The organism is Acinetobacter sp. TUM15071, from assembly GCF_008980925.1.
GTDB classification, from domain to species: domain Bacteria; phylum Pseudomonadota; class Gammaproteobacteria; order Pseudomonadales; family Moraxellaceae; genus Acinetobacter; species Acinetobacter dispersus.
Genome location: NZ_BKGB01000004.1, coordinates 51,194 through 74,533, shown reverse-complemented (window position 1 = coordinate 74,533; position 23,340 = coordinate 51,194). Strand labels below are relative to the sequence as shown.

Genomic DNA, 23,340 nt, shown 5'->3' with positions numbered 1-23,340 from the left:
GGAATACCCATGAAACTCAGTAGCGAACAGCTTGAACTGATTCTTGAAATTATTGATCGTGGTAATTTTTCCGCAGCGGCGCGCGCTCTAAATCGAGTGCCTTCAGCAGTCAGCATGGCGATTGCCAATCTTGAAGCAGAATTGAATTTAAAATTGTTTGAACGCAGCAAAAATCATCTTGCCCCCACCGAGGTCGCGCTTTCAATCGAACCGCATGCCCGACTGATTGTGACCAAATTACGTCAGCTCGACCTGCATCTGACTGAACTTTCAACGGGACTCGAGACTAGCCTCTGTATTGGTATCGCCGCAGATGTGAATCAAAAGTTTTTATTGGCAGGGATTGAACAGTTGATTCAACGCTATCCCTTGTTAAATATTGAAATAGTCAGTGCACCACAACAAGAGCTCAAAACACGGCTACACCGTAACGAGATCGATCTGTATATCGCATATAGCTCATCACAACTCGATAACAATGAACGCTTCCGCTTGCTGGGTATGGAACAATTCGTTGCTGCGGTTTCACCTAAAGATGCGCAACAACTCAAAGCACATAATAAAAATGAACTCACCATGTTGTCTGAACTCAGACAGATTATTGTTGCAAGCAAGCATTATCCATTACCTGATAGTCGGGTTTTGGTCTCCGATTCTTATTGGTACAGCGATAATTTATCCATGGCCATTGATATGGTGGAACAAGGTCTCGGTTGGGGTAATTTCCCGCTTTCCGTAGTACAAACACATTTTGCCAAACAAAGTCTGGTGCGCTTAGCCTTTCTCGATACCACCAATGGGCTGGATATGCCGATTCATGCCATTTGGCCAGCTTATAAACCACTGAGTAAGTCGATGCAGCTTTTGATTGAACTGTGGGAAAAACAAATCCATCGCGCATAAAAAAAGCCCAACATCCAAGTCGGGCTTTTTCGTATTCCTTTCACTAGATATAACTCCTGTCATATCTCACGTCCTGATGCGCAAACTTATCATTCTTGTTTTATGTTTTGGAACTTCCTGTTCCTGATGAGTTCATATTAGGCAATTCAGCCTTGGCTGAGAATGGGACATTGCCCCTAATCAATGTAAGAAAAAGCGTACACTGCTGAGCTTTCTCACCCTTTAAAAAGTCAGTGATTATATAGAACTGGGTACGGAAAACTTATCAATCTCCCAATAAATCAATAGTCTGCTCTGTCGTCATCACACCCATATAATGATCGTAGCTTTGAGCCAATAAACAAATCACTACAGCAGCAATCAAGGTCAAAATCTTATTTCTCATGGTCATGTTCAGCTACCTGAATCAAGGATCTATAAAAAAGGTATAAGATTTCTTTCATCTAATCTAATATAGAAAAAACAAGCACTGATCTAATTTTGAGATATGTGGACATTCAAACAATTCAATTATCTAATCACGATTGTTGAAACTGGGGGCTTTATTGCTGCCTCGGAAAAGCTATTTATTGCTCAATCAGCCCTAAGCAGACAAATTAAAAATTTAGAAGAAGAAATCGGTTTTGAAATTTTTGATCGATCTGAGAAGAAAATTAGACTCACACCTGCAGGTGAAGCACTATATAAAAGTTTAAAAACCAATATCGATCATTTAAAGAGTTCCATTGTCAGTGCTCAAAGCATCAGCCGTGGTGAAGGTCGAATCATTAAAATTGCGCACTCCAGTAGTATTGTATTGGATCAAAACAAGTTAGCAATCTTTGAGCAACTCTGTGATACCCATAACATTGATATCGAAATGAATACCCTATCCTCTGAATTACAGCTCGAATATTTGTTGAATGGGACAATTGATCTGGGTTTTATTCGTCCCCCGATTTATCACAATTTAAATGACGTCAATTCGATCAGTTTATACACTGCTCCCTTATATGTTGCTGCCCATATCGCAGACCCATTATTAAGTGAAAAAGAAAGTATATCGATCCGTGAATTAGAGCCATTAAATTTTGTTTCTGTACCGCATAAAGCCCGTGGTGGCTTAAGCTATTTGGCAGCCAATTTATGTTTGGTCAATGGTTTTAGTCCCAAAAGAACCAGAATCTACTCAAGGAAAAGATCTCAACTGGAACTGGTCGCTAATGGTTTTGGCATTTGTATTGTGCCTGAAGAGTTTAAAGTGATTTTGCCCAGCAATGTCAGACTGATTCCGATTCAGGACGAGAGCACCCTCAGTGAAGTGAAGCTCATCTGGAAAAAGGATGAAGATCTAATCGTTGAGCGTTGTGCAGCATCGATTCATGCTTATTACAGCGCTAAGCAAATGAACTAAACAACTGACTGAGTTTTAGCTTAAATGAAAAAAAGCCCGACATCCTGTCGGGCTTTTCCGTATTCCTTTCACTAGATACAACTCCTGTCATATCTCACGTCCTGATGCGCAAACTTATCATTCTTGTTTTATGTTTTGGAACTTCCTGTTCCTCATGAGTCAATATTAGGCAATTCAGCCTTGGCTGAAAATGGGACATTGCCTCTAATCGATGTAAGCAAAAACGTACATGGTTTTTAGTTTATTAATTAAATGAAAATTTCACCTTCTAGATATAAGCGACACTCGCCTGCGATTTCAATTCGATCATTTTCAAGTAACTTACAATGCAGCACACCACCTCGTTTTGAAGCCTGATAAGCGACAATATTTTCTTTTTTAAGTAATGGCTGTCACAGTGGTATCAGTGACGTATGTAATGAACCTGTGACAGGATCTTCATCAATTCCCATAGATGGCGTAAAGTAACGGGAAATGATATCAAACCGAGCAAGTCTTTCATTTATAGCATCATTTAGTGTGGTGATTGCAACACGACGCCCACCGAGTTTTTTAATCAAATCAAAATTAGGACATTCATTTAAAACAGCCTGCGTATTGGGATAGACCACAATATAGGCCTGTGGATTGATATACACTTCAGTAATTTCTTGAGACAGGCTGTCTTTTAATGTTTTGGGAATCGTCTCCAAGCGATCTGGCATTTGTATCGGAAAGTTCATTTTGATCTGGCCCTTTTCACCACGAGTAATAAAAAACTCACCTAAATGCGCAACATGAAAGACCAATGACTCAATTTCAGGCTGATTTCTAAAAATAATAAAACTGGTCGCTAGTGTGCCATAACCACAAAACTGTACTTCTTTTACGGGTGAAAACCATTTAATTTCATAATTTTGATCATCAATTTTTCTAGCAAAACTGGTTTCAGACAAATTATTTTCTAATGCAATATTCTGCATAATATGATCATCTAACCACTGCTCTAGTAAGACAACTGCAGCAGGATTTCCTTTAAATAATTGATTACTGAATGCATCTACTTGGTAAATTTTCATTATTTCTAACAGCTATAATTTTTAGATAAGATACCCAATTGATTAGCCAAATAATGTTTATTTTTTGATAAATAAAATGCATTACCTTTTAGCTTTAAACCTCCAAAAAATCAAAATCTGCTTTTGATAAAACCAGACTAATCTTATTTAAACCACGCTGTATCATCTGCTTTTAAGATTGATCTCAAAAGACGATAACAATGCAGTTTTCCATTCTTTTAAGTATGTTTATTTTCTCATTCACGATGTCCATCTCACCGGGACCCATCAATATTTCCATTCTCTCATCCAGCTTAATGCATGGATTTAAAAAAACACTGCCCTTTATTTCAGGTGCAAGCATTGGTTTTAGTTTACTGCTTATATTTTTAGGTTTTGGGATATCTAAAACCATCATGCATTACCCAACATTTTTTATGATCATTGAGGTTTTAGGCAGCTTATTTATTTTCTATATCGGGCAAAAAATTATCTATTCAAAAGCAGAAGTTGAAATATCAAACAATATTGCAGCAGCCAATTTTATAGATGGGTTTCTCTTACAGTGGCTCAATCCCAAAGCATGGATTGCCTGCCTCTCCGGTATCTCATTATTTTCTTCCCCCGTGAGTTATCATCCCTTGATTCTGTTTATTCTCATCTATTTCATTACCTGCTATATCTGTTTAATGCTTTGGGGCATTTCTGGGCATCAACTCGCCAAAATATTAACCAATTCACGCCAGCTCAAAATCCTGAATAACTTAATGGGTGGTTCATTAATCATCCTATCAATCTATATGCTCATCAAATTATTTTGGAGTTAAATGATTGATAAATTCGCTCAATCAAAGCATGTGCAATACTATTGATTGGAATATTTGCAGGCCAAACCGCATACACACTCAATGGCTCAAGTGTCCAAGAGGGTAGAACTTTCACGATATTTTGCTGTTCAAGATCAGCTTGGATTAATTCATCAGGAGGCGCTGCCAGTCCTGCATTTAATTTTGCCAGACGATATGCAGCTTCAACATTATTCACATAAATATGAGGCTGATAGGAAATTTCGACTTCCTCTCCTGTGAGTTGATGCCGCAACATTCTTTTATTTTTTCTCATGCTCAAACCAATCCATTTCATATTGATCAGCTCTTCAGGATGAGTAATGGGTTGATGTTGGCTTAAAAATTCAGGTGTTGCAACAATACTTCGGGCTAAAGGAAATAGATAACGAGCTTTAAATGAACTATCTGGAAGCTCACCAATTCGAACAGCAATATCCACATTCTCAGCGATCAAATCTGTCCGACTATCATCACAGGTGATATGCACAGTTAAGCCTTGATATGCCTCACAAAATGTCGTGATACAGCGCATCAACTCACTGTGAATAAAAACTGCGGGAATAGAAATATGCAACTGTGTCTTTCTAAGAATGGAACGTTGCTTAAAATCTGAAATACCGGATTCATAGGTTTCCAACATGACTTTGGCAGTATCTAAAAGTTTTTGTCCATCATGGGTTAAAGTCATTTTCCGTGTATTTCGATAAAATAAGGCACACTCTAAATTCTTTTCTAACTTGGCTAAATGCATACTGACGGTTGCGGTAGATAGGCCTAATGCTTTAGCACCTTTTGAAATTGAACCAAACTCAGCAATTTTCGCAAAAATAATTAAATATCTTATATCTTCAATCATATGTTTGACCTACCGAAGATGAGCCCATACACAGCAATCGTAATTAATCAGAAATAGCGGTATTTCTTTTATAATGGATATACAAATTTAAACTGGATAATATCCCTGCAAAAAATACAATACAGTATAAAAACCGTCATATTTATCAATGATCGATCCAGAAATAATTACTGAATATTGTTGCAAAAGTGAGCATTCCTAAAAATTCAAAAAATGAGAGTTGTGGTATTAAAAATTTCATCATTATTTACCTTTATTTTAAATTATCTAAGAATATTTCACGTCATACAAAATATATAAGAATTAAATTATAAATAAAAAGCCCCAATTTTGGAGCTTTTTAAAATCATATCTAAATTAAACCGAATGACCTAAACGCTCACCCATCACCACTGTCGAATTGGCTTTAAACTGCTCTTCCCAAACCATTTTATCTTTTTCAAATAAAACTACAGCAGTTGAGCCTAGGTAGAAACGACCTAACTCTGCACCTTTATCCAATTTCATTTGATGATGTTGCAATTCAACTTTGCCCGATGGTTTTACTTTGCCTGTGGCAACCGTTTCAATCCCCGCCACAATCATTGCACCAACTAGAACGACCGCCATACGCCCCAGTTCGGTATCAAACAAGCACACCATACGTTCATTACGTGCAAACAAGCCCGGTACATTTTCAGCCGTAGTTTGATTGACTGAGAACAACTCACCCGGAATATATAAAGTTTCGGTCAATGTCCCCGCCAATGGCATATGGACGCGGTGATAATCTTTCGGCGATAAATACACGGTAGCAAATTGACCATCAATAAATGGTTTCGCCAACTGCGGATCACCAATCAATTTTTCAGCAGAAAAGCTTTGGCCTTTGGCTTGAAAAATATCACCCGCTTCGATTTTACCGAGCTGCGAAATCGCACCATCCGCAGGACAAACAATGCTATCTGCTTGCTCATCAATACCACGTACACCATCTTTCAATGCACGGGTAAAAAACTCGTTGAAAGATTTATAGTGTTGCGCATTGCTTTGTTCAGCAATGCTCATATCAATTCCGTATTTTGCTTTGAACGCTTGAATAACAGCAGTTTTTACCAAAAGATTTTCACTTGCGGCAACCTTACCCACAACACGGCTGAGTTGATGTTGCGGCACAAGATTCTGTGCTTTGATAAATAATTGTTTTTTTAAATCTGCTGCAAAACTCAAGACGGTGACTCCCCTGAAATAATAGGACTATCGAGGCGATTGCCCCATTCACTCCACGCACCATCGTAGGCCCTAACTTGCCAGTTGAGCAATCTTGCCAAAATATACGCCAAGCCAGAACGGTGATGAGACTGACAGTACACCACCACAGGTTGTTGTAAATTAAAGCCTAATTGTTCTAAACGTTGTTGTGTGCGTTCAAGCGGGTGTAATTTTAGATGATTTTCACGGTTTAGGGCAGTACTCCATTCAAAATGCAGTGCATTTGGGATGTGACCGCCGCGTCGCGCAGCAAGGCGCAAGCCTGTATATTCCTCGTTGGTACGGCAATCCCAGAGCTGAATATTGTCTTGTTCGACCTGTTGTAACAATTCGTGATATTCAATTCGATGCTGTTGCACGGTGTCTAAATCGATCTGGAACAGATCGGCAATGGGCTTTACGGGATCAATTTCCGCGGTAGTCGGCAAACCAGCCCCCAACCAGCCATGAATGCCACCATTAATCAAACTGGTGCGGTTAAAACCAAGGCAATGTAAATTCCAGATTAAACGCCCTGCCCAAGCCCCACCTTCATCGTCATAAACCACGACATGATGCTGAGGTGAAATATTTAATTTTTCGATTAAGGCTTGTAAACCTGCTAAATCAGGTAGTACCCCATTGGCTTGTTCTTGTTGTGCAACCAAGTATTTAGGTTGTAAATGAATCGCATGAGGAATATGCAATTGTTCATACACCGAAGCTCGGCTTAAATCGACAATACGAATCAACTCGCTGCCTAAATAAGGCACTAGTTGTTCAGGTTCAATCAGTAAACCCAGTTTAAAATCTACGTCAGTCATGGTTATGCTGTTTTATCATCCGCATTGGGGATGATATTAACATAGCCGACTTTTTATCTTTGTCTGATTTTTTGCATTCATTTAGCAGAAAAGTAGATATACCATCTGACGAATATGCATAATGCTTTTGAGATTTAATATAAGCTATCACATGAAATTGGATACTCGAAAACGTCATCCACAACCTGCGAAATATCTACAAGATATTGTTTCTGCGAAATATAAAATAGAAGAAAGAAATGAACAGGTTTTGTGGATGACAATGGTTTTGCCTACTTTTCCCGAAAGAAAAGTAGGTCGAACCGAAGGTTGAACCTAATATTTAAAAAATGCCCAGTAAGATACCGCCATCACCATCCTCTAAACTTGTTTGCTTAGACGCTAACTTCGTTCTCTTCAATATCAAACACCTGACGCAAGTACGCCAAGAAGGTATCATTATCCGTCATGGTCTTACCCGGACTATCCGAAATCTTCGCCACCGACTGACGATTACACTCCACCAATTTCAACACAATATTCAACGGCTTCTGCCCCATATCATTGGTCAAATTGGTGCCAATCCCAAAACTCACTTGGAAACGGTCTTTAAAATATTGATGCAGTGACCATGCTTTTTCTAAATTCAAACCATCACTAAAAGTTAACATCTTGGTCTTTGTATCAATCTTGAGTTTGCGATAATGTGCGAAAGCCTTATCACCCCATTCATACGGGTCGCCACTGTCATGACGCAAACCATCAAATAACTTGGCAAAATACAAATCGAAATCACGCAAAAAGGCATCCATTCCCACCACATCGGTCAAAGCAATACCTAAATCACCACGATACTCTTGTACCCATGCCTCAAGTGCTGCTTTTTGGAAATTACGCAAACGTACATCAAGTGCTTGAAAAGCCTGTAAGAACTCATGAGCCATGGTACCAATCGGACTAATTCCCAATTGCTTTGCCAATAACACATTACTGGTCCCCCGAAACACTTTTGGTGCAGCCGCATGAAATGCCTGCACGACATGCTTTTGCCACTCAAAACTATAGCGACGACGGGTGCCAAAATCAGACACTAAAAATGGTGGATCATTTTCTTGTTGTTCTTGCTCATATTGTTGCAACTGCACCAGCTTTTGCTGCAATCGTCGCTCACCTTCAACCCAAACCTCATCATTACGGATACGGCTGAAATACAACTCATTGACGATCGCCAAGACAAAAATCTCAAACATCATCGCCTGAACCATCGGGCCTTCAATGCGAATATCTAAACGCCCAGCCTCATCAATACTGGCTTGAATAAAACGACGTTTAAGTTGGAACAATTCCAGATAATCAACAAAATCACTTTTAATAAAACGCAATGAACGCAAGTACTGCAATTCATCTTCTGCAAAACGCAGTTCACACAGCAAATCCAGCTGCTGATTCAAATCATCCAAAATTTCAACCAATGGATAAGCCGTATCTTCTAAATTACGACAGCGGAATAAATAAACACTATGCGTTTGCGGAAACTGATGTAACACCACCTGTAGCATGGTGAATTTATATAAGTCGGTATCCAGTAAAGATTGAATAATTGGTGTAGACATGACTGAATTAGGATCTATTCTATTTCAAGCATTAAAGCATACTTTTACGCAGAAATGAGTCTGTCTACGACGATGGATATTGTTCTCGAAATCATTTGATTCAGCGTCTTTTAGAATTCAATAGCTTAGAGTAATAGCAAAGCTTAGTTGGATAGCTCAGCCTGAATCTGTTTTAAACGTTGCTGTTGTCCAAATTGAATCGCGAACTGTTCAGCAGTGAGCTGTCCAGTTTTCTCTGCATTAATGTCACAGTCGACCTGACGTAATTGTTTGGCAATACTCCATTCAGCTTTGACAATCGCCCCCATTAAAGCGGTATGTCCACGTTTGTCTCGTAGACAACGATTGGCATTGTGTTGCAACAATGTTTTTACTGCATCTTTCTGCCCATAATAACTCGCCATCATCAATGCGCTATAACCAGAATGATCTTGAATATCAACGGGGAACCCGTGCTTTAAAAACTCTTGCAAGACCTCGATATTGCCGACTTTGGCTGCGGAGAAAAATAGCTCAACCACCTCCTCTGATCCTTTGTCTGTGACAGAGGGTGTGTCTGTACTGGCAGAAACAGAGAAACTGCCACAAAGTAAGCTGATCGTAAATAATAAAGACCGAAAATGAAGCATTATTCACATCCAATTAAAAGCCTAAAAAGGAATGCCTGTAACACTCGCCCTAGGTGCAGGAAAGGCTGTTGAGGTTACAGGACTTTCTGGGGGTAACATTCAGGCACCTGTTACCACATCATGAAAACGTTTATTCGTCTTTTAGTTGAGACGCTTTGGTTTGTACATTTTTTAGATTCACATTTAGCACTTTGGCAAGACGTGTCCCATAATCGGCATCGGCCTTGTAGAAGTAAGACAGCATAATGGTCTTGGTTTCTACATCTTTAACTTGGCCTAAATCAGCCGCAAGGTTACGAATCAAGTCATTCTTTTCAACAGCTGAATAGCTGCGATAAAGCTCGCCTGCCTGTTTAAATGGCTGTTGTTTCTGAATCGCCTGTTGCATTACTGTACCTTGCAACGGCGTTTGTACAGCTCTGGCAATCTCAGTGGATGGTTTAGGCTCAATCGTACTTGGCTCATAATTCACATGGGATTCAGTCTGACCCATGTTCATAAAGCCTTCTTGGTTATTGTTATTCACCGCGACATGTGGACGATTTACTGGAATCTGCTGATGGTTCGCACCTAGACGGTATAACTGTGTATCCGAATAGGAGAAGATACGACCTTGTAATAAACGGTCTTCCGATGGCTCAATCCCAGGAATTAAGTTACCTGGAGCAAATGCCGATTGTTCTGTCTCCTGGAAGAAATTTTTCGGCATACGATTCAGTGTCAAGGTTCCGACTTTCACTTCAGGGACTAGATCATTTGGCCATATTTTGGTTGCATCTAATGGATTAAAATCAAATTTGGCCAAATCTTTTGGATCAAGTACCTGAATGTATAAGTCCCATTTCGGATAGTTTCCAGCATAGACATTTTTATACATATCATTGGTCAAGTGGCTCCAGTCACGGCCCTGTACTTCTCGTACCTGATCCAGATTCAGACCTTTCACGCCTTGTTTCGAACGCCAGTTAAATTTGACGTACTTATACTCACCTTTGTCGTTGTATAACTTGAATGCATGTACGCCAAAGCCATCCAGTGTACGGTAGCTTTCTGGGGTGCCTAAATTTGAATAGACATAGGTCAACATATTGATTGACCAAGGTTGAGTCTTCAAAAAGTCAAAAATACGGTTCGGATCTTGGACATTGGTGACTGGATCTGGCTTCATTGCGTGGACAAAATCAGGGAACTTGATTGCATCTCGGATAAAGAACACAGGCAGGTTATTGCCAACCAGATCCCAGTTCCCTTGCTGCGTATAAAATTTCACTGCAAAACCATGCGGATCACGTGCAGTTTCTGGAGAACCTTTAGGATGAATCACGGTTGAAAAGCGAACAAAAACAGGGGTTGTGGTACCTGCCTTAAACATAGAAGCGACGGTTAAATCAGACAAATCTTTTGTTGCGACGAAATCACCATAAACACCTGTACCACGTGCATGTACTACACGCTCAGGAATACGTTCACGGCCAAAGCGTTGTAATTTTTGAATCAGTTGCACATCTTGCAGTAGCGTTGCGCCATTCGCACCTGCTGTCATGGAGTTTTGATTGTCACCGACAGGTGCACCATTGTCTTTTGTTAAAGGCGCTGCATACGCGGTGCCAAGCGTTGCTGCCATTATCGTAAATAAAAAAGTTCGCTTAAACATGCTATTAAATCCAAAATCTAAATACCTTTCCTGCACGGGGACTATACAAAGATTTGAACAATAGATAAAAAAGATAATTTTAATGAAGTAAATCGAAAAATAAGATTAAGGCCAACCAAGCATCTTGCTGGGGTCGGTGTAGAACAACCAAATCTGTTAGACTGTTGCGCTGATTCAATACCGATCTTCATTTTTATGCGCGCATTAATTCAACGTGTCCTCGAAGCCAAAGTTGTGGTTGAGGGCGAAACTACAGGTGAGATTCAACACGGTTTACTGGTATTTTTAGGTCTAGGCAAAGAAGACACATTAGAAAAAGGCCAAAAGCTGATTGATAAGATTTTGAAGTATCGTATTTTTGATGATGAGCAAGGCAAAATGGGCTGGAATGTTAGCCAAGCCAATGGTGGGGTTTTATTGGTTTCACAATTTACCTTGATGGCACAAACTCAAAAAGGCCTACGTCCTGACTTTGGACCCGCCATGCCTCCAGCAGAAGCCAAAGCCTTATATGAACAATTGGTTGAATATGCACAACAACAATTCGACCATGTTCAAACAGGTATTTTTGCAGCGGATATGAAAGTTCATTTAATTAATGATGGACCAGTCACTTTCAATTTAGAGATTGAATAATTCTAGGCAATAAAAAACTCCCGATTTGGGAGTTTTTTATGTCAGCTTATTTGCCAGTTTTTTCTTTAATAAAGGCACGTGCTTGACGAATTTTTTCTTTGACTGGTTTTGGCACTTTAGGTGGAATCAACTTCGCCGCTTGGTTAAACCAAACTAGCAGGCTAAAGTCACCTTCCATTTTAATGCTGCCATCTTGCATACCGGTCATAAATGCAGTTGGGTCGCCTTTTAGCAATGTTTTTACACCTTGCTCACTCGATGCAAATTGTAAAATAAAATCAGCTTTTTCTGGGCTACCAGCCACTGTCTCGATCTTGCCACGGTTCACAATGATCTGACGTGCCAAACCTAAATCTGTACCAATCTGAATACGAAATTCACGGTCATGAACCAATTCAATAAACTTTGGGCTCGTACGTGCCAATTGCTTCATACGTAACGCCAAACCTGCCACTAATAAATCAAGTGGATCAGTGCTTACATCAACGATAGGTAACTTAACCACAGGTAAAGAAGAAAGCTTCATGACATTTATGCCTACAGTATTATGATGAAAATTAAGACAACCGTATCCTAGCACAATTGTATATGGGTCTGTAAAAGCTTTGTTGCAGAAAATTAGTACAAAAAAGGCATGCTGAGCATGCCTTTGATGTTATTCAAATTATTATAATTTATCTGCTAGAACATTGCTGCTGGTCGTCCTTATATACAGGTGTATGTTCAATATACTGACGATTTGCCAGCTGTTTTTGTGCTTGTTTGTCTTCACGTAAAAGGATAAATGTAACCGTTATCATCGCAAGGCTTAACGCAGTCAAATAACTATAGGCGACGGACATCTCGAATATGGTTTGAGCGCCAAAGCGCACCACTTCTAACAGTCCCCAGCACAGCATACCCGCCAACATAAAACCTAACCAACGACGATAAGGAGAAAAGAAAACAGCAATAACTGCGACAGCGATTAAGCCAAATCCAACCCACATGGTGAAATTCGCTGCTTCCATAGAAACCTCCGTCTTAAAAGGGGTGGCCTGTATTTAATTCAGACCTCTATATTTGTTCTGTAATCTCTAACAGTACTTCGTATTGCATTAACGTCTTTATGCATTATGGAGCGTTTTTTTTAGAAAAAAAGAGCCTGAAACTAACCTTACGACACAAGCTGTCGCAATATGCTTTTGTCATTACATTTTTAAAACATATAAAAGTCTTGAATGTCCATATAGCATCAATTACAGCGTGTCATTACAAAAAACTATGCCTCTTTTTTGCTGCAAAAAAACTTTTTTCGGAATTTTTTTATCGTTGTTTTTCTATACATTTAGACATAATTATGACGAATAAATGACGTACAAAAAATGAATAAGGCCGCAGTAAAAGCGACCTTATTAAAACGCGATAAATGTTACTCTAAGCGCGGTTTAAATCCTTATCATGCATACCTAATAGGTACAGCACGCCATCTAAACCCACACTTGAAATTGCCTGATTGGCATTTTGACGGACCAAAGGTTTAGCACGGAATGCAACGCCTAGACCTGCAATTGAAAGCATCGGTAAGTCATTGGCACCATCACCAACGGCCATCGCCTGCTCTAGCGAAATCCCCATTTTTTCGGCCAGCTGACGCAGTAACTCCGCTTTACGAGCACCATCAACAATCGCACCTTTCACTTCACCTGTCACAAAACCATCTTCTACATCAAGAATATTGGCATGTACTTCATCAATCCCAAGTTTTGCTTGTAAGTACTCAGCAAAGTACTGGAAACCACCTGATAAAATTGCAGTCTTATAACCCAAGGCTTTCAAGGTAGAGATCAAACGCTCTGCCCCTTCAGTCACCGTCAAACGTTCTGCAATTTTCGGCAATACCGAAGCATCTAAACCTTTTAATAAGGCAACACGAGCACGGAAACTTTGTTGAAAATCAAGTTCACCCAACATGGCACGCTCAGTAATTTCAGCAACTTGGGCGCCAACGCCTGCTTCTAATGCCAGTTCATCAATTACTTCTTGCTCAATCAAGGTGGAGTCCATATCAAAGCAAACTAAACGACGATTACGGCGATAGGCATTGTCTTCTTGCACAGCGACATCAATATTTAACTCACCAGATAGGCTTAAACATGCTGCACGCATCGCTTGTGCATCCAACATCTGTCCGCTGAGGCCAAACTGCACACAGGCACGACGTGGAAATTGGCTTTCTGCATCCAGATCTAAACGCCCCGATAAACGAGTGACCGTTTCAATATTAAAGCCTTGACTTGATACAATTTTAGTCACGGCTTGTAGATGTGCAGCGGTAAGTTCAGGTGCAAGCGCAGTCACAATATAGCGAGTTCGACCACCTTCACTTACCCATTGATCATATTCTGCGTTGGAGATTGGTTTAAATCGCACAGTTAAGCCAATATCATGTGCTAAAATCAAAATCTCTTTCATTGCTAATGCAGTTGCAGTCTCATTATCCGATGCAACAACGATCCCAAGGGTCAGTTGATTATGGATAACTGCCTGACCGACATCGAGTATTTGCAAAGAATGTACGGATAGTACCTGCATTAATCGAGTAAACTGATTCGGTTGATCTGGTCCTAGAAAGGATATAAGAATGATTTCTCGCATGAATTGACTCGTGGTTGAGCGACAACTATTGTAAGAATCATAACATAACCCATGAATCTATTTGCCTTGGAAATTTAACTTGAATGCGCCTCGCCAAGGGCTATTTGCTAGCCTACTGATCGTAAGTTTTGCATTGCATACCTTTTTATTGGTGATTGCAACGACACATCAACTCAATGAAAATCGCGCTAGCCAAGGACAACTGATGACCAGTCAGTTAGTGGCAGATAGTCTTGCTGAGTTGGAACCAGCCAATACCGTTTCGCTGGCATTGGTGGCGAATCGTTATGCAACCAACCCAAGTGTTGCATCCATTCGTATTTTAGACGCCAATAAACAAGTGCTTGCAACCAGTGGTATGGCTAAAACCCGCCAAGGTGAAGTGTTTGTTCGCGATGCGCTACAAAATGAAAAGAAAGTCGGTACCGTTGAAATTACCTTAATCCAACCGAGTATCGGTGAGATTTTGCGGACTCAATGGTTAGCGATTTTAGTTTCACTGTTCATTCATGGCTTGATTTGGTTGGCATATCGCGCCATCGCACGCCCAACACGTAGCGAATACTTAGCACGTATCAATCAAGAGAATCATCTCAAGCATGAGATTCAACGTTTAACCCAAGCTCTTGCCCTTGAAAAACAAAATGCCGTGACTTTGGTTGCTCAGGCACAACAACAGGCAAAAGCTCAAACCAAACCGCGTGTTGAAAAAAATCCGGCTGAATCCGTATCACTGGATGATCAAGCTTTAGCACTCAATATTCAATTTTATGATCCTAAACAGTTATTGAGTAGTGTGAACCAATCTGTTTCGGTCCCGTATTTCAAACTATGCCAATTATTTTTAGATAAAAGTATTGCGCTTTGTACCAAGCATTACCAAATTGATGCGGCTCAGATTCAGGTGGTTCAAGAATTCAATGCAGATGGTGCAAGCTTAGCCACGACGTCTGAAAACAGTCATGCCCTTGAATGTCTGATGATGGTCGGAGCTGTTTTCCAATTATTAGCTGATGTACTGTATAAACGTTATCGTGAAGATAAACGTTTTGCCTTACAAACTCGCGGTGCAGTTGCAAGTGCAGTCGATGCAATGCAGCTAGATGCAGTTGAAGCAGCGAAACGATTGGCACAACATTTACATGCCAAAGAAGCAGCTTTGCATTTAAATCATGAGCAGCTCAAAACCATTCAAAACAGTTATGAATTGGTGGCAATGCCAAACCCAAGTAATATCATGACCCGCCATGCCTTTATGATTAATGGTATGAATGAACAATGCGCGACCGTTGCTCAAACGTTACGTACAGAAATTTTAATGGGTAAAAAAGCCAAAGCATCGACAGAGCTTGAATAAATAGCACAAAGGCTCCGCGAATAGAGTCATTCTAAACACAAGGCTTTGTATCTAGACAAAGCCTTGTGTTTTTTTGTTTAGCCCATATACATATAAGCCTTACAATCGCATCACACCGCCTTGTAAAGTGGCAAAATTGGGCAGGATAAAGTGTTGCAAGATAATTTGTTTAGTCTGACTTTTTATTGATAAAGAAGCACAGGCGAAATTTTTTAAAATGCGGTAAACTATGCCAGATTTATCGAATACTAGTGCCTAAAAAGGCAAGATAAAAGGTGAAAGCGAATGCCGCTGAGTCATGTTGAAGAGCTTGTTGCAGATATTCGTGCAGGCAAAATGGTCATCCTAATGGATGATGAAGATCGTGAAAATGAAGGTGACTTAGTCATCGCCGCAACGCATGTTCGCCCTGAAGATATTAACTTCATGATTACCCATGCACGTGGTTTGGTTTGCTTAACACTCAGTCGCGACCGCTGTAAACAACTCAACCTTCCATTGATGGTTGATCAGAACGGCGCGCAACACGCAACCAACTTCACGCTTTCGATTGAAGCTGCAGAAGGCATCAGTACAGGTATTTCAGCTGCAGAACGTGCTCATACTATTCGTACTGCAGTTGCGGCACATGCCAAACCAAGTGATATTGTTCAACCGGGTCATATTTTCCCGTTAATGGCACAACCAGGTGGTGTTTTACACCGTGCAGGTCATACCGAAGCAGGTTGTGACCTCACCCGCTTAGCAGGTCTAGAGCCAGCTTCTGTGATCTGTGAAATTATCAATGATGACGGTACAATGGCGCGTCGTCCTGATTTAGAAGTGTTTGCAGAAAAACACGGCTTAAAAATTGGCACCATCGCGGACCTGATCCATTACCGCATGACCAATGAACAAACCGTTGAACGTTTGTCTCAAGAAACCATTGATACCGAATACGGAACGTTTGAGCTGTATAAGTATCGTGAAATCGGCAATCCTGATATTCATGTTGCCTTAGTTAAAGGTGAACCAAAACAAGGTGTCACTACGGTACGTGTTCATGGTTTCAGCCCGATTCGTGATTTATTAAAACTTAATAAAGCCGATGGTTCTCCTGCTTGGAACTTAGATCTTGCAATGAAAACCATTGCTGCAAGTGATCGCGGTGTACTGGTATGGATTGGTCAGGGTCAGTTAGAAGACCTAGGTCCTGCATTGCAGAATTTAAATCAGCCAAAACCGCTCAAATCCAATGCAGCACTTTCTCATCAATATCAAACCATTGGTGTGGGTGCACAGATTTTACGTGATTTAGGTGTTGAGAAAATGAAGTTGTTGAGTTCTCCACTTCGTTTCAATGCTTTATCCGGATTTAATTTAGAGGTAGTGGAATACATCACTGCCGATCAAATCACAGCAAAATAATCGAGGTTGCTATGGCAATTCGCCGAATTGAAGGTTTATTACATCTCGCAAGCGAAGGTCGTTATGCGATCTTAGTCGGTCGTTTCAACAGCTTCGTTGTTGAACATTTACTTGAAGGCGCAATCGACACTCTAAAACGCCATGGCGTTGCAGAAGAAGCGATTACTGTTATTCATGCACCAGGTGCATGGGAACTGCCGATTGTTGCGAAAAAATTAGCAGCTTCAAATAAATTTGATGCCATCATTGCATTAGGTGCAGTAATTCGTGGCAGCACACCTCACTTTGACTTTGTTGCAGGTGAATGTGCAAAAGGCTTAGGCGTGGTTGCTCTTGAAAGCACAATGCCTGTAATCAATGGTGTATTGACTACAGACAGCATTGAGCAAGCAATCGAACGTTCTGGTACGAAAGCAGGAAACAAAGGTAGCGAAGCTGCATTGACTGCAATCGAAATGGTTAACTTATTAAAGGCAATTTAAAGCATGTCGCAAACACTTCAGGCCGCTTATGCAGCGAAACGCAAAGCACGTCGTTTTGCTGTACAAGGGATTTATGAATGGCAAATGAGTCAGAACCCAGTACATGAAATTGAAGCACGCACGCGTGTAGAAAATGCCATGCACAAAGTTGACCTTAACTATTACCATGAATTACTCACTCAAGTGATTGCTCAACATGAAGCTTTAGATGAGTTGCTCATTCCTGTACTTGATCGTGAATTAAGCGCATTGGATGGTGTCGAGCTTGCAACCCTACGACTCGGTGCCTATGAATTACGAGATCATCTCGAAGTTCCATACCGTGTTGTACTTGATGAAGCAATTGAGCTAGCTAAACACTTTGGTGGCGCAGATAGTCATAAATACATCAACGGTGTATTAGACCGTCTTTCCTCAAAGCTTCGTGAAGCTGAAAAACAACAAGCAAAATAATAGGCTTGATGTTGTATGGCTGAGTTTTCCATTATTGAACGTTACTTTAAACGTACATCAAAATCTGATGTCAGTTTAGGTATCGGAGATGACTCAGCCATCGTTACCCCCCCTCCTTCACAACAATTGGTGATCTGTGCAGATACGCTGGTTGCTGGTCGTCATTTCCCCTTAGACACTGCTGCTCATGCCATCGGCTGGAAAAGTGTCGCTGTCAATTTATCGGACTTGGCGGCAATGGGAGCAAAACCTCATAGTATTTTACTCGCACTGAGTCTCCCGACTGTTGATCATGACTGGCTGGCTGGCTTTAGTCAGGGCTTGTTTGATTGCTGCGATCAGTTTGGTGTCAGTCTGATCGGTGGTGATACCACTCAAAGTGCTCAACTGACCATTAGTGTGACTGCCTTAGGCTGGATTGAACAGGGCCAGGCCATTACTCGCGCAGGCGCTCAAATCGGTGACTATATTTGTGTCAGCGGGCAAATTGGCGATGCCGCGTTTGGATTACAGCATCTAGGCCATAGACTACAACAACGCCTAGATTATCCAACCCCACGTTGTCATTTGGGTCAACAACTCAAAGGTTTGGCATCGAGTATGATTGATATCTCAGATGGATTGGCTCAAGACTTAGGTCATATTTTAAAAGCATCCGATGTTGGTGCAAAATTACAGCTAGATCAGCTTCCGATAGATGCGTCACTCAAACAGCTTGATTTGCAACAGGCTTGGCATTATGCACTTGCAGGCGGTGATGATTACGAATTATGCTTTACAATATCACCGCAAAACTTCAAAGAACTGTCGCGACAACAATTAGATGTTCCGCTTACAATAATTGGCGAAATTACCCAACAAACTGGATTGTTATTTGAGTATATGGGCAAAGCACACCCATTACATGTTCATGGATACCAACACTTTGCATAAGCCTCCCATTCACTTTAACCAAATGACTTGGTTTGACCGCTTCATCGTATTCTGCGGTGTCGGTTTTGGCTCTGGTTTGGCACCTAAAGCACCTGGAACTTTTGGTTCTGCCTTTGCGCTGTTATTTGTCCCACTGTGGTTATATCTGGGTTTGCCTGCAAGCCTCATCGCAATCATATTCATGTCCTTAATTGGCATTTATATCTGTGGTCATACCGCAAAGGTCATCAATGTTCATGATGACGGACGTATTGTTTGGGATGAGTTTGCAGGTCAATCAATCACCCTGTTACCTTTGCTGTATTTACAGCAAATGAATTGGCTGTGGGTCATTGTTGGATTCGTATTATTCCGTATATTTGATGTCTGGAAACCTTTTCCAATTAGTTGGGCAGATCAAAAAGTGTCTGGCGGCTTCGGAATTATGCTGGATGACATTATTGCGGGAATTTGGGCAGCGCTCTGTATTTTTATTCTTCATTTTATATTTTGACTTAAGCCATTGAATTAGAGTTAGTTATGTCAACGACTGTTATTATTCTTGCAGCAGGGAAAGGAACGCGAATGCGTTCACAACTACCAAAAGTATTACAACCACTTGCAGGTCGTCCACTGCTTGGACACGTGATTCAAACGGCAAAAAAACTCCATGCCCAAAATATTATTACCATTTATGGACATGGCGGTGAACTGGTTAAACAAAACTTTGCTGCCGAACAAATCGAATGGGTTGAACAAGCAGAACAACTCGGAACAGGTCATGCCGTGCAAATGACTTTGCCTGTGCTACCGCAAGAAGGTGTCTCACTGATTTTATCAGGCGATGTGCCCTGTATTCAGGCAGATACGCTGCAAAAATTATTGGATGCATCAACCCAAACAGGCATTGGCTTAGTCACACTCACTGTCGATGATGCAACAGGTTATGGTCGTATTGTTCGCAAAGATGGTAAAATTCAAGCCATTGTTGAACATAAAGATGCCAACGAAGAACAACGCCAAATTAAAGAATTTAATACGGGTATTTATTGTGTCAGTAATGCAAAACTGCATGAGTGGTTGCCTCAACTTTCCAATGAAAATGCACAAGGCGAATATTACCTCACCGATATTGTCGCAATGGCAATTGCAGATGGTTTAGAAGTTGCCTCAGTTGAACCAGAACTTGCGTTTGAAGTCGAAGGTGTGAATAACCGCTTACAACTTGCAACTTTAGAGCGTCAGTTCCAACAACAGCAAGCCAAAGAATTGATGCTGCAAGGCGTTCACCTTATTGACCCAAATCGTTTTGATTTACGTGGCAGTTTAAAATGTGGACAAGACGTACAAATTGATGTCAATGTCATCATCGAAGGCGACTGTGAACTAGGCGATAACGTACAACTCGGTGCAGGATGTATTTTAAAAAATACCCGTATTGCTGCGGGCACCAAAGTTCAAGCCTATAGCATTTTTGAAAATGCAGTGGTTGGTGAAAGTGCTCAAATTGGTCCTTTCGCGCGTTTACGCCCAGGTGCCAATCTTGCCAATGACGTACATATCGGTAACTTCGTTGAAGTAAAAAATTCAAATATCGGACTCGGCTCCAAAGCCAACCATTTCACCTATTTAGGTGATGCCGATATTGGTGCGTGTTGTAATATTGGTGCAGGCACCATTACCTGTAATTATGATGGTGCGAACAAACATCGTACTATTATCGAAGACAATGTATTTATTGGTACCAATAACTCATTGGTTGCACCAATCAAAATTGGTCAAGGCGCAACAACAGGTGCAGGATCAACCCTCACCCGAGATGTGGCTGAGCATAGTTTAGCTGTCGAACGATCAAAACAGTTTGAAAAAGCAAATTATCAACGTCCCCAAAAGCTGAAAAAATAAGAGGATAAAATTATGTGTGGTATTGTTGGTGGCGTTGCTGAACGTTGTGTAACCGATATTCTTATTGAAGGCCTTAAACGTCTTGAATACCGTGGCTATGACTCTGCAGGCTTAGCTTTATTAAATAATCAAAAAATCTTACGCGAACGTCGCGTTGGTAAAGTTGCCAACTTGGCTGAAGCCGTGTCAGAACAGCACTTAACAGGAAATGTCGGGATTGCACACACGCGTTGGGCAACTCATGGTAAACCGACTGAAAATAATGCACATCCTCATGTTTCAGGCAACGTGGCTGTGGTTCATAACGGGATTATTGAAAACTACCAAGAGCTGAAAGATGAATTACAAGCGCTAGGCTATGTGTTTAGTTCTCAAACGGATACTGAAGTTGTTGCGCACCTCGTTAACGATGCATTGAAGCAAACAGACAGTCTGTTAGAAGCTGTACAAAAGATTACACCGCGCCTGAAGGGTGCTTATGCACTTGGGATTGTCCATACGGCACACCCAGATGAACTCATCACCGTTCGTGAAGGTTCACCACTCGTCATTGGTGTTGGTATTGGTGAAAACTTTATCAGCTCAGACCAATTGGCTTTATTGCCTGTGACCAATCGTTTCGTGTATTTAGAGGAAGGTGATATTGCTCGCCTTACACGTACTAGCATTGAAGTTTTTGCAAAGGGTCAACGTGTTGAACGCCCAGTCAAAGAGTTGGATGCAACGGTTAGCAATGTATCTAAGGGTGAATATAAGCACTTCATGCTCAAAGAAATTTATGAGCAACCAGAAGCAATTCAACAAACCATTTCTCAAGCATTAAATGGCAACAGCTTACGTGAAGATTTCCTCAGCCATGCCAATGCTGATTTTGACAAGATTCAGCAAGTGCAAATCATTGCCTGTGGTACCAGTTATCATGCAGGGATGATTGCTAAATATTGGTTTGAACAGCTGATTGGCGTACCTTGCCAAGTTGAGATTGCAAGTGAGTTCCGTTACCGTACACCAGTGATTGTGGCAAATACACTGTATATCTGTATTTCACAATCTGGTGAAACAGCCGATACTTTAGCTGCGTTACGTGAAACCCAAAAGCGTGCCAAGGCAAACAACATTGACATCAGCACCATGACGATTTGTAACGTTGCAACCTCATCTATGGTGCGTGAAACAGATCATCATTTACTGACGCTTGCTGGTCCTGAAATTGGGGTGGCATCAACCAAAGCCTTTACTACTCAGCTTGCAGCGTTGATGCTGTTAATCTTGAAAGTTGGTCAAGTCAAAAATCGCCTGTCTGATGCCCAACTGAATGAAATCACCACTGCCTTATGGCATTGCCCGAAAGTAATTTTAGATACCTTACAAGGTGATACTGAGATTCTACGTTTATCGGCATTGTTCGTTGAGAAAAATCACTGCTTATTCTTGGGTCGTGGAACACACTTCCCAATCGCACTTGAAGGCGCATTGAAGTTGAAAGAAATTTCATATATTCATGCGGAAGGTTATGCTGCAGGCGAGCTTAAACATGGTCCACTAGCTTTGGTGGATAATGAAATGCCTGTCGTGATTTTAGCGCCACAAGATGACATGCTTGATAAACTCAAATCGAATATGGAAGAAGTACAAGCACGTGGTGGTGAACTGTTTGTCTTTGCAGATGAAAACAGCGGTATTCATGGTAAAGACCGTCAACATGTTGTACACATCCCTGCGGTAAATGAATGGTTAGCACCGATTGTTTATAGCGTGCCTGTGCAGTTGTTGTCTTACCATGTCGCAGTGTTACGCGGTACAGATGTCGATCAGCCACGTAACCTCGCGAAGAGTGTCACTGTAGAATAATATTTTAACTCGAAGGAGGGTTTACCCTCCTTCGATTTTTCTTTATATTTTTTAGTTAATTAGAATAAAAATCTTAAGTTTAAGCCACGTATCTTGTGGTTTTATGATTCAGTAAAACAATCGAATTAAGAATAATCACGCCTAAAATTGAAATTAGAATTAATTTCCAATCCACAAAGAACAATGAAGCCAACAAGATAATCAGATCAATGCCCAACTGTACTTTTCCTGCGGCAATATTAAAGCGCTCCTGTAAATACAGCGCCAGTAAATTGATACCACCTAGACTAGAACGATGTCTAAAGAGAATCAAAAAACTCACACCCATTAAGACATTGGCAAAAATCGTTGCGTAAATCGGATTAACATCCGAAAGGTGAAAAAATTGTGGGATCATTTCAGTAAATCCCGCCAATAATGCAACAGCAATAAAGGTTTTCACCACCAATGCGATGCCCATTTTTTTATAGGCAAAATAATAAAATGGGATATTGATCAGGAAAAACAAAACACCAAATTTGATGTCGGTAATGTAGTGAAGCAATAAAGATAAACCTGCTGTACCACCTGTCATGATCCCTGCTTGCTGTAATAACGTCATGGCAAACGAAAGAATGAATGTTCCGATCAACATCGCCAATGCATCTTCAATTTTAGAGTGCTGGTCAATCACAGGCATGACTGGACTTACCAGAGATACATTTTGCTCGGTATTCATAATGGTACAACTCAAT

Annotated in this window: 23 protein-coding genes and 1 pseudogene; 12 read left to right on the top strand and 12 right to left on the bottom strand. The window is 40.8% G+C overall.

Annotated elements, in window-relative coordinates:
* Window positions 1-9 precede the first annotated feature (9 nt).
* On the top strand, window positions 10-903 hold the full coding sequence (locus GBI66_RS05120) for a LysR family transcriptional regulator (protein WP_005186023.1): 894 nt from the start codon (window positions 10-12) through the stop codon (window positions 901-903).
* Between the two features lie 265 nt (window positions 904-1,168).
* On the opposite strand, the gene GBI66_RS19810 is transcribed toward GBI66_RS05120, so the two are convergent.
* Entirely contained in the window at window positions 1,169-1,294 is a 126-nt protein-coding gene (locus GBI66_RS19810) for a hypothetical protein (RefSeq protein ID WP_266095275.1), read from the bottom strand.
* 96 nt (window positions 1,295-1,390) lie between these two features.
* Between GBI66_RS19810 and GBI66_RS05115 the strand changes: the two genes are divergently transcribed.
* Complete coding sequence (locus GBI66_RS05115; protein ID WP_151715384.1) at window positions 1,391-2,296, top strand: LysR family transcriptional regulator; 906 nt, start codon at window positions 1,391-1,393, stop codon at window positions 2,294-2,296.
* A gap of 248 nt (window positions 2,297-2,544) precedes the next feature.
* Here the strand turns inward: GBI66_RS05115 and GBI66_RS05110 are convergent.
* Window positions 2,545-3,354 (bottom strand): annotated as a pseudogene (locus GBI66_RS05110) (PhzF family phenazine biosynthesis protein).
* A 200-nt stretch (window positions 3,355-3,554) separates the two neighbouring features.
* Between GBI66_RS05110 and GBI66_RS05105 the strand changes: the two are divergent.
* Window positions 3,555-4,160, top strand: a complete 606-nt coding sequence (locus GBI66_RS05105) for a LysE family translocator (protein ID WP_151715383.1) — start codon at window positions 3,555-3,557, stop codon at window positions 4,158-4,160.
* Here the strand turns inward: GBI66_RS05105 and GBI66_RS05100 are convergent.
* The 6 genes from GBI66_RS05100 to GBI66_RS05070 all read right to left on the bottom strand — a co-directional run bounded on the left by GBI66_RS05100 (window position 4,141) and on the right by GBI66_RS05070 (window position 10,966).
* Complete coding sequence (locus tag GBI66_RS05100; RefSeq protein WP_151715382.1) at window positions 4,141-5,037, bottom strand: LysR family transcriptional regulator; 897 nt, start codon at window positions 5,035-5,037, stop codon at window positions 4,141-4,143. The genes GBI66_RS05105 and GBI66_RS05100 overlap by 20 nt on opposite strands.
* A 357-nt stretch (window positions 5,038-5,394) precedes the next feature.
* Entirely contained in the window at window positions 5,395-6,246 is an 852-nt protein-coding gene (asd, locus tag GBI66_RS05090; protein WP_005209584.1) for an archaetidylserine decarboxylase, read from the bottom strand.
* Entirely contained in the window at window positions 6,243-7,091 is an 849-nt protein-coding gene (locus GBI66_RS05085; RefSeq protein WP_151715381.1) for a sulfurtransferase, read from the bottom strand. Before GBI66_RS05085 ends, asd begins: the two co-directional genes overlap by 4 nt.
* A gap of 374 nt (window positions 7,092-7,465) precedes the next feature.
* Entirely contained in the window at window positions 7,466-8,683 is a 1,218-nt protein-coding gene (gene pncB, locus GBI66_RS05080) for a nicotinate phosphoribosyltransferase (RefSeq protein WP_151715380.1), read from the bottom strand.
* A gap of 143 nt (window positions 8,684-8,826) precedes the next feature.
* Window positions 8,827-9,312: an ankyrin repeat domain-containing protein gene (locus GBI66_RS05075; protein WP_151715379.1), complete on the bottom strand. Its 486-nt coding sequence runs from the start codon at window positions 9,310-9,312 to the stop codon at window positions 8,827-8,829.
* Between the two features lie 130 nt (window positions 9,313-9,442).
* On the bottom strand, window positions 9,443-10,966 hold the full coding sequence (locus GBI66_RS05070; RefSeq protein ID WP_151715378.1) for a catalase: 1,524 nt from the start codon (window positions 10,964-10,966) through the stop codon (window positions 9,443-9,445).
* 195 nt (window positions 10,967-11,161) lie between these two features.
* On the opposite strand from GBI66_RS05070, the gene dtd reads away from it, so the two are divergent.
* On the top strand, window positions 11,162-11,602 hold the full coding sequence (gene dtd / locus GBI66_RS05065; protein WP_005186058.1) for a D-aminoacyl-tRNA deacylase: 441 nt from the start codon (window positions 11,162-11,164) through the stop codon (window positions 11,600-11,602).
* Window positions 11,603-11,648: 46 nt separating this feature from the next.
* Here the strand turns inward: dtd and GBI66_RS05060 are convergent, their stop codons facing one another.
* From GBI66_RS05060 to serB, 3 genes are all read right to left on the bottom strand, one after another.
* Complete coding sequence (locus tag GBI66_RS05060) at window positions 11,649-12,128, bottom strand: hypothetical protein (protein WP_005186060.1); 480 nt, start codon at window positions 12,126-12,128, stop codon at window positions 11,649-11,651.
* 148 nt (window positions 12,129-12,276) lie between these two features.
* Window positions 12,277-12,612 (bottom strand): ciprofloxacin tolerance protein AciT, encoded by a 336-nt coding sequence (gene aciT, locus GBI66_RS05055; RefSeq protein ID WP_004803470.1) that lies wholly within the window; start codon window positions 12,610-12,612, stop codon window positions 12,277-12,279.
* Window positions 12,613-13,018: 406 nt separating this feature from the next.
* Complete coding sequence (gene serB, locus GBI66_RS05050; RefSeq protein ID WP_004803468.1) at window positions 13,019-14,239, bottom strand: phosphoserine phosphatase SerB; 1,221 nt, start codon at window positions 14,237-14,239, stop codon at window positions 13,019-13,021.
* A gap of 61 nt (window positions 14,240-14,300) precedes the next feature.
* Here serB and GBI66_RS05045 point away from each other — a divergent pair, with 61 nt between their 5' ends.
* From GBI66_RS05045 to glmS, 8 genes are all read left to right on the top strand, one after another.
* Window positions 14,301-15,596, top strand: coding sequence for a hypothetical protein (locus tag GBI66_RS05045; RefSeq protein WP_171494266.1), 1,296 nt, complete (start codon window positions 14,301-14,303; stop codon window positions 15,594-15,596).
* 285 nt (window positions 15,597-15,881) lie between these two features.
* A complete protein-coding gene (ribBA, locus tag GBI66_RS05040; protein WP_151715376.1) occupies window positions 15,882-17,003 on the top strand; it encodes a bifunctional 3,4-dihydroxy-2-butanone-4-phosphate synthase/GTP cyclohydrolase II in 1,122 nt (373 codons plus the stop codon).
* An 11-nt stretch (window positions 17,004-17,014) separates the two neighbouring features.
* A complete protein-coding gene (gene ribE / locus GBI66_RS05035; RefSeq protein WP_004803462.1) occupies window positions 17,015-17,485 on the top strand; it encodes a 6,7-dimethyl-8-ribityllumazine synthase in 471 nt (156 codons plus the stop codon).
* A gap of 3 nt (window positions 17,486-17,488) precedes the next feature.
* Window positions 17,489-17,938: a transcription antitermination factor NusB gene (nusB, locus tag GBI66_RS05030; protein WP_004803459.1), complete on the top strand. Its 450-nt coding sequence runs from the start codon at window positions 17,489-17,491 to the stop codon at window positions 17,936-17,938.
* A 15-nt stretch (window positions 17,939-17,953) separates the two neighbouring features.
* Entirely contained in the window at window positions 17,954-18,871 is a 918-nt protein-coding gene (gene thiL / locus GBI66_RS05025) for a thiamine-phosphate kinase (protein ID WP_151715375.1), read from the top strand.
* On the top strand, window positions 18,849-19,364 hold the full coding sequence (locus GBI66_RS05020) for a phosphatidylglycerophosphatase A (RefSeq protein WP_151715374.1): 516 nt from the start codon (window positions 18,849-18,851) through the stop codon (window positions 19,362-19,364). Before thiL ends, GBI66_RS05020 begins: the two co-directional genes overlap by 23 nt.
* Before the next feature lie 26 nt (window positions 19,365-19,390).
* Entirely contained in the window at window positions 19,391-20,755 is a 1,365-nt protein-coding gene (gene glmU / locus GBI66_RS05015) for a bifunctional UDP-N-acetylglucosamine diphosphorylase/glucosamine-1-phosphate N-acetyltransferase GlmU (protein ID WP_151715373.1), read from the top strand.
* 12 nt (window positions 20,756-20,767) lie between these two features.
* Window positions 20,768-22,606, top strand: a complete 1,839-nt coding sequence (glmS, locus tag GBI66_RS05010; protein WP_151715372.1) for a glutamine--fructose-6-phosphate transaminase (isomerizing) — start codon at window positions 20,768-20,770, stop codon at window positions 22,604-22,606.
* Window positions 22,607-22,685: 79 nt separating this feature from the next.
* On the opposite strand, the gene GBI66_RS05005 is transcribed toward glmS, so the two are convergent.
* Window positions 22,686-23,324 carry a YitT family protein gene (locus tag GBI66_RS05005; protein WP_005186078.1) on the bottom strand — a complete coding sequence of 213 codons (639 nt, stop codon included), beginning with the start codon at window positions 23,322-23,324 and terminating at the stop codon, window positions 22,686-22,688.
* Between the last annotated feature and the right edge of the window lie 16 nt (window positions 23,325-23,340).